Origin of the sequence: Clostridium caldaquaticum (genome assembly GCF_023806125.1) — a bacterium.
Lineage (GTDB): Bacteria > Bacillota > Clostridia > Clostridiales > Clostridiaceae > Clostridium_AT > Clostridium_AT caldaquaticum.
The window spans coordinates 14,675-28,005 of the sequence record NZ_JAMSKT010000026.1 but is presented as its reverse complement, the minus strand read 5'-3'; the positions used below and the strand labels follow the sequence as shown (position 1 = coordinate 28,005).

The window sequence follows — 13,331 nt, the reverse complement described above, 5'->3', positions numbered from 1 at the left end:
CATACTTGCCTATATTATTGACAGAGTTTGTACAGAATATACATTTTCATAAATTTTTGTGCCTTGAGCACAGCGAAAGGAATGATAGTTAATATGAATGATCATCAATATAACATTGAAAAGGAGAAGGTAAAGATGAAAATTACATCATGTAAAACAAACCATATTATAAACCCTCTTGGATTTGGCATGGAGCAAGCTACTGTATCCTGGATTACAGAAGATACAACTTCTAAGAAACAGGTGGCAGCACAGGTTATTGTGGCCAGGGATGCAGAACTAGAGGAAATTATTTATGATAGTGGTAAAAGTAGTGAACTTTCAAGTTTGGCTGTAAAGCTTCCAATTACATTGACTCCTTATACAAGATATTATTGGATTGTAAAAGTATGGGGAGATACTGGTGATGAAGCAGTTTCAGAAGTTAACTGGTTTGAGACTGGTAAACGGGAAGATAGTTGGGTAGCAAAATGGATTACCCCAAGATGGGAGGATACAACCATTCACCCATATATTAGAAAATCTTTTTTTATAAAGAGTGCAATTAAATCTGCCAGAGCTTATGTAACTGGTATGGGATTATATGAGCTTGAGATTAATGGAAAAAGAGTTGGAACAGAATATCTGACACCTTATTGTAATACTTATGACGCCTGGGTACAATGTCAGACATATGATATTACTGAACTTTTAAAGGAAGGAGACAATGCTGTTGGTGCTATGCTTGCTAATGGCTGGGCAAAAGGTCGTTTTGGAACCTTTGGCGACTTTAATACTCCTTACTGCCGTTCATTTGCGTTACTATGTGAGTTGCGTATTATCATGGAGGACGGTTCAGTTCAAGTTATAGGTACAGATGCAGACTGGAAATGTAAACCTTCTCCGATTATTTCTGATGGAATTTATGATGGTGAGGTTTATGATGCAAATTTAGAGATTCCTGGATGGTCTAATGCAGATTTTAATGATTCAGATTGGGATTGTGTAAAAGAATTTGATGCTAAAGGACTTGGAAAAGTAGAAGACAGACTATCTCTTCCTGTTATCGTTAAGGAAACTGTAAAACCAGTAAAATTAATCCATACTCCTGCAGGAGAGTGGGTGTTAGATATGGGACAAAATATGGTAGGATGGCTGCGTATTCGTATACATGAACCTAAAGGAACAACTATAAGAATCCAGCACGGTGAGGTTTTACAAGACAATAATTTTTATCGTGATAATCTTCGTAATGCTAAAGCGGAATTTGTCTATACTTCAGATGGAACCGAGAGAATTATTGAGCCAAGTTTTACATTTTTCGGTTTTCGTTATGCAAAGCTTCAAGGATTTACAGAACCCATTAATATTGAAGATTTTACAGGATGTGTTGTTTATTCGGATCTGGAGGAAACAGGAAAAATTGAGACTTCTGATCCTTATGTAAACCGCCTTTTCCTAAATGCTTTATGGGGGCAGAAAGGTAACTTTCTGGATATTCCAACAGATTGTCCACAGCGTGACGAAAGAATGGGATGGACTGGTGATACACAAGTATTTAGTGGAACTGCATCATTTAATATGGATACTTACGCTTTTTATTCTAAGTTTATGAGAGATGTTTATGAAGAACAGAAATTCTGTGATGGTATGGTTGCCAGTGTTGTTCCTACCTTTACTAAAGTAAAAAGTCCTGAGTCAAGCTTTGCTGGAGGTGGTTCTTGTGCCTGGGGTGATGTAGCAACTGTGGTGCCTTGGGAGCTATATCTGCATTTTGGGGATAAAGCAATTTTAGAAAGACAATATCCAAGCATGAAAGCCTGGGTGGACTGGATTCGTAAACAAGATAAAAAATCTGGTAATAGAAAATTATGGACGGTAGGTTTTCATTTCGGAGACTGGCTTGCACTTGATGGTCCTGTAGAAGGTGGAGTTATGGGTGGTACAGACAATGGTTTATTAGCTTCTGCTTATTATTGTCTATCTACCAATATTCTATCTAAAGCAGCTTCTGTACTTGGTTATGATGAAGATGCAATATTTTATGGAAAGCTCACTGAAGAAGTAAAAAAGGCTATTCAGGATGAGTTTTTCTCTAAAAATGGTCGTTCTACCATCAACACACAGACAGCACATGTAGTGGCTCTGCATTTTGATTTGGTTCAGCCTGAGGTTAGAAAAAGAGTATTAAAGGATCTACAGCTGCTGCTGAAAAAGAGTGGAATGCATTTAAAAACTGGATTTATTGGAACTCCATATCTATGCAGAGTTCTTTCTGAAAATGGAGATTCGGAAAGTGCTTATAAAATTTTCTTTCAGGAGGATTATCCTAGCTGGTTGTATGAGGTAATTATGGGGGCAACCACTATTTGGGAAAGATGGAATTCTATTTTGCCTGACGGTAAGATATCAGGAACTGGTATGAATTCTCTTAATCATTATGCCTATGGTTCTATAGTTGAATGGATGTATCGTCATATGTGTGGTATAAATCCTTTAGAAGAAGCACCAGGCTTTAAAAAATTTGTGTTAAAACCTGAAGTATATGGTAAGCTGTATCACGCCAAAGCTACCCTAAAATCCTCTATGGGTATCATTGAAAGCGGCTGGTTTAGAGAAAAAGATGGCTCATTGACAGTAAAGGTTACTGTTCCTTTCAATGCAGAAGCTGAAGTTTATTTACCAGATGCAAAACTTAATAAAATTAATGGTATTAATGCTTTAACAGCTAAACAGGAAGGAGATAAAGTAAAGGTTACATTAGAGGCAGGTACTTATACTTTTAACTATATGCCTGCAAAAAATTATGTTCTTGAATACTCTATTGAATCACCTTTACGTGAGTTGTTAGCCAATCCTAAGACTAAGGCTGTTCTTGCTGAAACGGTGCCTCATCTCCTTAAGGTAGTTAGTGGAGATATGGGGATAGAACTGCCATATAGTATTGCTGATGCAGCTAATGGACCAGATTCTTTTATGCTTATGATGCTGTTAGGTGGTACAACTGATCTTAATGACTTGAATGAGAAATTGAAGGCAGTTCCGGTTGAAGTTAGGACAATATCGTAAGTTAAATATTTTTTGAAACAAGTGATCTAGTATTTTTGTAAGATACTTGTTAAGTATTGTTACAAGTACAAGGAATAGAAAAATGAGGTTATAGTAAAAGTTACATACTTTTACGTAACCTCATTTTTTTAAGCTTAATTAAGCTATTAGCTCAGTTGATGGGACTTGATTAAAAATAAATGTCTGAAAACTCAACTTTAATGTTTCTTAACAATCGGTCGTCTATATCAAAACAAGGCTCTAATATACTATCCTCTGCTGCTTTTTTTGCAGGCAACTCAACTATAAAGGTACTTCCCATTCCTAACTCACTTTCTAGTTCTATTGTGCCATCTAAAATATTTACTAATAGTTTTACAAGGGATAAACCAATACCTATACCTTCTGCTTGTCTGGACAGGTTATTATCAACTTGACCAAATCGCTCGAAAATCAATGCATGTTTGTCTTTAGGAATACCAATGCCTGTATCAGTTACTTTAATTTGTACTTTATTGGATTTTTTGATTACATTAAATTCAATAGTAATTTTTCCTCCATTTTCCGTAAACTTTATAGCGTTAGAAAGAAGATTTAATATGATTCGTTCATATTTTTCATCATCTATGCTAATAATCTTTTTTTCTACATTGGTATTGAAGGATATTTTTATATTTTTTTGAGCAGCGTATACCCTTACTGATTCTGTGATAGCATTAGTTAATAAAACTATATCTATGTTTCGTGTATGAATATTAATTTGTCCTGAATTTATTCTTGTAATATCTAATAAATTATTTGCAAGCCTAAGTTGTCTAAATGTATTTTGCTTTATATTACTAATAAGTTCTTTAACTCTATCTGGCAATTGATAAATATAAACGCACTCGATCAATTGAATGGCGGAATAAATAACATTTAATGGAGTCCTAAATTCATGACTGATTAAAGATATAAATTCATCTTTCATAACAAGGGCTTTTTCAAGTGTTTCCCTCTGCTGTTGTTCTGCTTTTAAAAGAAGTTTCTGTTGCTCCTTAATCATAGTTTCTGTATATTTGCGCAGAGTAATATCCTGTATACTTCCTTCCAAGTATTGTTGCTGTTCTTTATTGTTATAAACAATGCGACAGTTTACCTGTACCCAGATTATTGTTCCGTCATTACGTTTTATCTGTAATTCAAAATCCGTTAGTTCACATACATCTTTCATGTTCACTAATTCTAGTTCGTTATTAATTAAAGAAGAATATATAAAATTATTAATATTAGTATTTAACAATTCTTCATTATCAGTATAACCTAAAATATCCATAACAGTTGGGTTGAAATCTACTATTTTACCGGATAAAGTTGCACGAAAGAGACCAATTGGTACTCTGTTATACAAGCCTCGATAGCGTTCTTCACTCTCTCGTAATGCAGTCTCGCGTGCTTTTAAACTATTGCTCATAAACTGAAAATCAGTTGAAAGTTTATTTAACTCAGCAAAGGTAGCAGGAACGGATAATAAAAAATTATTATTGCTAAAATTTCCAAAAGTTAAGGCGTTTGTTTCTCGACTGAGTTGTTCTAAAGGAGCAATTACATATTTTTGAAGTTGTTTTCTCAGGTTCAACATTAAAGTCAACAAAATAATAAATGATGCAAAGAAAGCTAATCCAAGTATCCATGAATAAGAATTATAAAAAACTGATATTGGAATTTGAGCTACAACAATCCATCCGGTACGTTTTACTTTAACGGCAGTTCCAAAAAATCTAGATCCTTCATACATATAAATTGCATTATTTTCCTCTTTTTGAGTTTTATGAAATATTTTTAAATTGCTCATATTTACTTGCTCTTTAACTAAATTTGAATCTGGATGGGCTAAAAGTGTACCTGTTTGATCCATAATGAAAATAAAGTTGCTAATTGAGTTATTTGTTAAATTTGTAATCTCATCTTGTAATAACGATAGGTTAAGTTCACCTACAATATAAGCTCCCTGAGAAATAGGGCTGATTAAATATACTGTGGGCTCACCTGTTCGAAGTGAAATAAAAGGATGAGAGATATTTTCACCTTTAATTTTAATATCTGGAAGATTAGACATATCCAAGCCAGAATAACGTGGATCAAAAGGTAGTATTAACTTAATTTTATATTTTTCATCTAAATAATATAATGTATCAAAATATTTATATGCTTGTAAAGTACTTTTCATAAAAGTTGATAAATTTTCTTTGTTCGTTGTTTCAGCTGCTAAAGCAACTGCATTTAAGATTTTACTCCCATGGTCAAGATGGTTTTCTACTATTTGAGAAACTGCTTGTAATGTTTGGTATTCCTTATTTATAAAATTACGTCCGAATAAATAACTTACAATAGCAATTGTAATAAGCCCCACTAGAACTAGTGGTAGGAATAAACGAAATAGAACCAATTTAAAAAATACTTGTCGAAGAGAAGGAAAAAACTTATTATTTTTATCCATTTTTGCCTCCTTAGTTACTTGACGTTAATAAGTCAAGAGTTATGAATTTACCATTGCTGATGGAACTTAAATAAAAAGGCCTCATAACATCACCAAATTCATTAAAAGAAAAATTACCCATCAATCCAGTATAATTACGTGTTTCTAATAATGCATCACTTAATCCTTTAGAGTTTCCTCCTGTTTTTTTTAGAGCATATGATAATACCATTGCTGAATCATACGCAAGTGCTGCACCATATGAAGGCTCTTTACCAAATCTGGCCCTATATTTTGCCTTAAAATTCAGTAAAGTTTCTGATTGACTTGTTAATCCATAAGCTTGTTCGAATTTCATTCCTTCAACAGCCTGACCACCGTTATTTATCAGATTTTCAGTAGGAGCCCAAGATGAAGTATAAAGAGGTATATTCCATCCCATCAATCTAGTTCTTTGAGCAATAAGAGCTGTATCCATATCCGATGCAATAATAAGGAGACCTTCAGCTTTTGCTTCATGTAACTTTGATAACAATATAGAAAAATCTGGCTGAGAGGCAGAAGAAAATTCTATGCAATCTATAATATTGCCACCAAGAGATTTAAATTTATCTATAACAGTTTTACTGTAAGTTTTGGAGTATGATGCGTTATCAATATCATAAATGATAGATAAACGTTTTCTGCCATCATTTTGATAAATATAATTTGTAAAAGCTTCAGCACTGTCTTTAAATGACGGATAAACTCGGAAAAAGAAATCCTGTAAATCACTTAGTTCAGGTGTAGAAATAGTTGGACCTATCATTACTACCTTAGCTGGATTTGTTACCTTTAAACCTGCCATGGTTTGAGAGCTAGTTGAATGGCCGATTATAGCGACAGCACCTTTTTCAATTAATTCAGCATCTACGGACTGAGCTATATCAGGTATGCCACGGTCATCACCAATTAGCAATTTAATCTTACGTCCTGAAATTCCACCAGATTCATTAATCTCTTCTATTGCCATTTGAACTCCATTCCGTTCTTGAACGCCTAATTCAGCCTGCTTTCCTGTTAATTGGGCAGCAAAGCCAATAATTATAGGCTTATTATTTTTTATATTAATAAAATATAAAACTAACATGATTATTATTAACAGTATAATACTGAATGCTAGCTGTGATTTTTTAATTATTTTTATATTTTTAATATTCATGTTAGAATTCTCCTTTTATTATCAAATGATAGTATTCTCCAAATAATCTAAATAATTTTTTCATTAATAAGTATTCTTCATAAAGTAATAAATTCCTTCATAATTTGAGGAAAATTCTTTACGTTAAGGATTGCTTATAATCATAGAAATATTTTTAAAGAATCTTATTGCATTTAAACAAAGCTTAAATTATAATAAAAATATAATTATTGTTAACGTGAACAATAATTTGATTGATATTTGAAATGAGGTGATATTTTGAAAAAATTCATGAATGAAAATTTTTTATTATCAAATGAAACAGCAATAAATTTATACAATAATTATGCAAAAGATATGCCTATTATTGATTACCATTGTCATTTAAATCCAAAGGAAATATTTGAAAATAAAAAATTCAAAAACATAACCGAAGTCTGGTTATATGGAGATCATTATAAGTGGAGAGCTATGAGAAGCAATGGCATTGACGAGAAGTATATTACAGGAGATGCAGAGGATTATGAAAAATTCATGGCTTGGGCTAAGACATTGCCAATGGCAATAGGAAACCCTCTTTATCATTGGACTCATTTGGAACTTCAAAGATATTTTGGGGTATACGAGATTTTAAATGAAAAAACTGCTCCTTATATTTGGAATAAGGTGAACAAAATGCTAAATGATGAGGGGTTTGGGGCTAGAGATTTAATTATAAAATCTAATGTAAAAGCCTTATGTACAACAGATGATCCAACAGATTCTTTAGAATATCATTTAAAACTGAAAAAGGATAAGGATTTTAATGTAAAGGTGCTGCCAACCTTAAGACCAGATAAAGGACTTCAAATAAATATAGGAGGTTTTATTCCTTGGATTGAAAAACTTTCAAAGGTCTCTGAGAAGAATATTGAAAGTTACGATGATTTCCTAGAGGCTTTAGAATCAAGAGTCAGATTTTTTCATTCTGTTGGCTGCAGAATATCTGACCACGGTTTGGATAGCATAACATATGCGGAAGCTTCAAAAGAAGAGATAACTAATATATTTTCCAGAGCTTTAAAAGGAGAAAGCCTTAACAGTGAAGAGGTAAGCAAATATAAAACTTATACATTACAATTTTTAGGCAGGTTATATTCACAACTAGGATGGACAATGCAGCTACATATTGGTGCCACAAGAAATAATAATACAAAAATGTTCAGGAAAATAGGTGCTGATACAGGGTTTGACTCAATTAATGATGAAAAGGTGGCATACTCTCTTTCTAAATTTTTAGATTCTTTAGAGGTTGATAACTATCTTCCTAAAACTATATTGTATACTCTAAACCCAAAGGATAATTATGTTCTTAGCACAATGATTGGAAACTTTCAAGGAACTGAGATACCTGGAAAAATACAGTTTGGAGCTGCCTGGTGGTTTCTTGATAACAAAGAGGGTATGGTTGAGCAGATGAAAGTATTAGCTAACACTGGACTATTGGGTCGTTTTGTAGGTATGTTGACTGACTCTAGAAGTTTTTTATCCTATACTAGACACGAGTATTTTAGAAGAATACTTTGTAATCTTTTAGGAGAATGGGTCGAGAATGGGGAAGTACCTGAGGATATGGAGCTTTTGGGAGATATAATTAAGGGGATATGTTACAATAACGCGAGAGATTATTTTGCTATAAAATGTTAACGTGAACAATATAAATATTAGGAGGCTAAGCTTATGAATTTACCATTTCAAATCGATTTAAAAAATAAGGTTATAGTAATTACTGGTGCAGGTGGAGTGATTTGTGCAGGCTTTGCAAAGGCTGTAGCTCAGTGTGGAGCTAAAGTTGCATTGCTTGATTTAAATAAAAAAGCTGCAGATGTGGTTGCTGAAGAAATAAATGCAGCTGGAGGAACTGCAATTGGTATTGAATGCAATGTGATTGATGTTCCAAGTATTGAAAAAGCAAGAAAAGAAGTAACTGAAAAGTTAGGTGCCTGCGATATTTTAATAAATGGTGCTGGTGGAAACAATCCTAAAGGAAGCACCACAAAAGACTACTTGTTTAAAGAGGATATTCTAAATAAGCAGGAGGGAGTAAAAACTTTCTTTGATTTAGATCCTAAAGGAATCGAGTTTGTATTCAACTTGAATTTTTTGGGAACCTTGCTTCCTACTCAGGCCTTTGTTAAGGATATGATAGGAAAAGAAGATGCTACTATAATAAATATTTCTTCTATGAATGCATTTACACCTCTTACAAGAATTCCTGCTTATAGTGGAGCTAAGGCAGCAGTTTCAAATTTTACTCAATGGCTTGCTGTACATCTTTCAAAAGTAGGAATTAGAGTAAACGCTATAGCACCTGGTTTTTTTATAACAAATCAAAATAAATCACTGCTTGTTAATGAAGATGGAAATTATACTGATAGGGCACATAAAATATTAAATGCTACTCCAATGGGACGTTTTGGAGAAATGGAAGAATTATTAGGAACGCTTCTTTGGCTTTTAAGCAGCAAAGCTTCAAGTTTTGTTAACGGAGTAGTTGTACCAGTTGATGGAGGATTTTCAGCCTATTCTGGAGTTTAAATAGTAGTTTAGCTGCTTTTTATATGATATTATATTAATGTTAATTATTTACATCGAGGTGTTAAAAATGGGAGTTACAATAAAAGATATAGCTAGAATTGCGAACGTTTCTCATACAACTGTTTCTAGAGCACTTAATAATAGTCCATTTATAAATGAAGACACAAAAACAAAAATAATGGATATAGCAAAGCAGCTTAATTATGTGCCAAATTATAATGCTAAAAGCTTGGTACTTGATAGGTCTTATAATATAGGGTTATTCTTTTCAACCTTAAGTGAAGTAACATCTTCAAGATTTTTTTATGATACTATTAGAGGTGTAAATAGTGTTATGAAGGAAAACTATAATCTGGTAGTTGGAGGAATAGACGATTATAAAAGCTTTATATCAATAAACAAAAAGAGATTTGATGGAATTATATTGATGAGTCAAAGCAGCAGCGACAATTCTTTTATTTATGATGTACTTAAAAAAAATATACCGCTTGTTGTATTAAATAGAGATATAGATGATAGTTCTGTAGTTAATATACTGTCTGGAGATAAAAAAGGTGCCTACAATGCTGTTACTTTTTTAATACGTATGGGACATAAAGATATAGCTATAATAGAGGGAAAAAAGGAATTTAAAGCTACAAATGAAAGAAAAGATGGTTTTTTAAATGCAATGATAGATAATAAGCTGCAGATAAACAGTGAATATATGGTTGAAGGTGATTATACTTTTGAAAGTGGCTACAATGCCATGAAAAAACTATTAAAGTTAACTAAGATTCCAACAGCAGTATTCTGCTCAAATGATGAAATGGCAGTAGGTGCAATAAAAGCTGCAGCTGAAGCAAAACTTAGTATTCCAAAGGATATTTCTATAATAGGATTTGATGATAGTCAGTTAGGTGCTTTTATAACTCCAGCTTTAACCACTGTTAAAAGGCCTATTAATGAAGTAAGCAGAATAGGTGCAGAGAAGCTTTTTAGTATTATAGAAGATAGCAGCAAAAAAGGAGAGAAAATATACATTGATACAGTACTTATTAAGAGAGAGTCGGTAGCGGAATTAATTTAATCCGCTGTTAAATTTGAATAAAAAAGTTTACTTATATTGGAGGAAACTATGAAACAATATTATTTAGGCATTGATATAGGAACTACCAGTACAAAAGCAATTGTTTTTGACAAAGAAGGAAGGATAGTTTCAAAATCAGTAGTAGAATATCCTATTTATTCTCCAAAACAAAATCACAGAGAACAAAATCCTGATGAAATATTAAAGGCAGTTATAAATACTTTAGAGGATAGTATTAAAAAGGCAGGCATAAATGGAGAGGATTTAAAATTTATAGCTTTTAGTTCTATGATGCACAGCATTATTGCAGTTGATTCAGATGGAAATCCATTAACTCCGTGCATAATTTGGAATGACAATCGAAGTGTACCCTATGTTGATAAGTTTAAAAGGAATGGCAAGGGCAGAGAAATCTATCTTAGAACAGGAACTCCAACTCATCCGATGTCGCCTCTTTATAAGCTTATGTGGCTTAAAGATAATAAACCGGAAATCTACAATAAAGCTTATAAATTTGTTTCTATCAAGGAATATATTTTTTATAAGTTTTTTAAAGAGTATATAGTAGATTACTCCGTTGCATCTGCTACAGGAATGTTTAATATTTTTGATTTGCAATGGGATAACGATGTACTTAAGCTTTTAGAATTAGATGAAAGCAAGCTCTCAAAACCAGTTTCTACTACATATATAATAAATGGACTAGATGATGATATATGTAAAAAAACAGGTCTTTCAAAGCAAAGCAGATTTGTAGTTGGAGCAAGTGATGGATGCTTGGCAAACTTAGGTTCAAATGCTATTACAAGTGGTGCTGCTGTGGCAACAATTGGCACTAGCGGAGCTGTAAGAGTTGTTTTTGATAAACCAGTTACAGATAAAAAAGAAAGAGTATTTTGCTATTATCTTTACAACAACAAATATGTAGTAGGTGGAGCAATAAATAATGGCGGAGTAGTTTATAGATGGTTCAGAGATGAGTTTTCAGAAGCAGAAAAGGAACAAGCTAAAAAATTAAACATTGATCCATATGTTTTATTGAATGAAAAGATTAAAAATACAGAGCCAGGAAGTAACGGCTTATTGTTTCTGCCTTTTTTAACAGGGGAAAGAGCACCTTATTGGAATGCTAATCTTAGAGGTGCATATATTGGTATATCTGATGGGCATAGCAGAAACCATTTTGCAAGAGCTCTTATGGAAGGTATTTGCTACGACATGAATGATGTTTTTAATGCTATCAAAGATTTAGTTGGAGAAGTAAAATGCATTTATGCAAACGGAGGCTTTACTCGCTCTCAAGAATGGCTTCAAATACTTTGTGATATTTTTGATATAAATGTTGTTGTATCGGAAAATTATGAGAGCTCCTGTATAGGTGCTGTTATGCTTGGAATGCTAGCTGTAGGCGAGGTTGAAAAATTAGAGCAGTGTAGTTACTTAGTGAAGGAAAACCGCATGTTTAAGCCAAATGAAGAAACAACGCAAGTTTATAAAAATCTATATGACTTATACAAACAATCAATTGAAAGTCTAACAATTATATTAGAAAAAATATCAAATTTCCAAAATAACCAAAATAAGAGAAATGAGGAGATTTAAAATGAGCAAACAGCAAATAGGAGTCATAGGACTTGCAGTAATGGGCAAAAATCTTGCACTTAATATTGAAAGTAGAGGTTTTACAGTATCAGTATTTAATCGTTCAACAGAAAAAACTGATGACTTATTACAGGAAGCTGAAGATAAAAACATTGTTGGAACATATTCTCTTGAAGAGTTTGTAACTTCACTAGAAAGACCTAGAAAAATTATTATAATGGTTAAGGCAGGAAAGCCTGTTGATGATACAATAGAACAGCTGAAACCATATTTATCAAAGGGAGACATATTAATTGACGGTGGAAATTCTTTTTTCATGGATACAATAAGAAGAAATAAAGAACTTGAAAACGAAGGTTACAGATTTATTGGAGCTGGTATATCCGGTGGAGAAGAAGGGGCGCTTAAAGGGCCAGCTATTATGCCGGGTGGACAGGAAGATGCTTATAGATTAGTAGAAGATATACTCACAGCTATTTCTGCAAAGGTAGAAGGTGAGCCTTGCTGTACTTATATAGGAGCTAATGGTGCAGGACACTATGTTAAGATGGTACATAATGGTATAGAATATGGGGATATGCAGCTGATATGTGAGGCTTACTCACTTTTAAAGAATGTACTAAAACTTAATGAAAAAGAACTTCATGAAGTATTTGCAGAGTGGAATAAAGGAGAATTAGACAGTTTTCTAATAGATATTACACAGGACATCTTTACAAAATATGATTCAGAAACAGGTAAACCAATGATTGATGTTATACTTGATACTGCAGGACAAAAGGGAACAGGAAAATGGACCAGTCAAAATGCATTAGATCTGGGTATTTCTACTCCTACAATTACTGAAGCAGTGTTCGCACGCTGCATATCCGCTATAAAGAGCGAACGTACAGCTGCAAGCAGAATATTAAGGGGTCCTAAAGTTGAAGCTTATAGCGGAGATAAAAAAGATTTTATTGAAGCTATAAGAAAAGCATTATATGCAAGTAAGATCTGTTCTTATGCTCAAGGTTTTGCTTTAATGAAGGCAGCAGCAGCAGAATACAACTGGAATTTAAACTATGGAAATTTAGCAATGATATTCAGAGGAGGATGCATTATAAGAGCTCAATTCCTTCATAAAATAAAAGCAGCTTATGATAATAATCATGATCTTGCAAATCTTATGTTTGATCCATACTTTAAAGACATTCTTGAAAGATATCAGGATGCATGGAGAGAAGTTGTCTGCACTGCTGTTAAATACGGAATACCGACACCAGCCTTTTCAAGTGCATTAGCTTATTTTGACAGTTATAGGAGCGAAGTTCTACCTGCTAATCTACTTCAGGCTCAGAGAGATTACTTTGGTGCTCATACTTTTGAAAGAGTTGATAAAAAGGGAATATTCCATCATAAATGGTTTTAATATAAGGTGG

Annotated in this window: 8 protein-coding genes; 6 read left to right on the top strand and 2 right to left on the bottom strand. The window is 33.0% G+C overall.

The window, feature by feature from the left end; translation table 11 throughout:
* The first annotated feature begins 135 nt into the window (after positions 1 to 135).
* On the top strand, positions 136 to 3,048 hold the full coding sequence (locus M2651_RS13530) for an alpha-L-rhamnosidase (RefSeq protein ID WP_252132866.1): 2,913 nt from the start codon (positions 136 to 138) through the stop codon (positions 3,046 to 3,048).
* Between the two features lie 169 nt (positions 3,049 to 3,217).
* Here the strand turns inward: M2651_RS13530 and M2651_RS13525 are convergent, their stop codons facing one another.
* A complete protein-coding gene (locus M2651_RS13525; RefSeq protein ID WP_252132865.1) occupies positions 3,218 to 5,506 on the bottom strand; it encodes an ATP-binding protein in 2,289 nt (762 codons plus the stop codon).
* A 10-nt stretch (positions 5,507 to 5,516) separates the two neighbouring features.
* Positions 5,517 to 6,614 (bottom strand): ABC transporter substrate-binding protein, encoded by a 1,098-nt coding sequence (locus M2651_RS13520; RefSeq protein ID WP_252132869.1) that lies wholly within the window; start codon positions 6,612 to 6,614, stop codon positions 5,517 to 5,519.
* 330 nt (positions 6,615 to 6,944) lie between these two features.
* On the opposite strand from M2651_RS13520, the gene uxaC reads away from it, so the two are divergent.
* The 5 genes from uxaC to gnd all read left to right on the top strand — a co-directional run bounded on the left by uxaC (position 6,945) and on the right by gnd (position 13,321).
* Positions 6,945 to 8,351, top strand: coding sequence for a glucuronate isomerase (uxaC, locus tag M2651_RS13515; protein ID WP_252132864.1), 1,407 nt, complete (start codon positions 6,945 to 6,947; stop codon positions 8,349 to 8,351).
* A gap of 33 nt (positions 8,352 to 8,384) precedes the next feature.
* The gene (locus tag M2651_RS13510; RefSeq protein WP_252132863.1) at positions 8,385 to 9,242 is read left to right on the top strand and encodes an SDR family oxidoreductase; all 858 of its coding nucleotides are present in this window, start codon (positions 8,385 to 8,387) and stop codon (positions 9,240 to 9,242) included.
* Between the two features lie 67 nt (positions 9,243 to 9,309).
* On the top strand, positions 9,310 to 10,311 hold the full coding sequence (locus M2651_RS13505) for a LacI family DNA-binding transcriptional regulator (RefSeq protein WP_252132862.1): 1,002 nt from the start codon (positions 9,310 to 9,312) through the stop codon (positions 10,309 to 10,311).
* Positions 10,312 to 10,359: 48 nt separating this feature from the next.
* A complete protein-coding gene (locus M2651_RS13500; protein WP_252132861.1) occupies positions 10,360 to 11,913 on the top strand; it encodes a gluconokinase in 1,554 nt (517 codons plus the stop codon).
* A gap of 1 nt (position 11,914) precedes the next feature.
* Complete coding sequence (gene gnd / locus M2651_RS13495) at positions 11,915 to 13,321, top strand: NADP-dependent phosphogluconate dehydrogenase (protein WP_252132860.1); 1,407 nt, start codon at positions 11,915 to 11,917, stop codon at positions 13,319 to 13,321.
* Positions 13,322 to 13,331 lie beyond the last annotated feature (10 nt).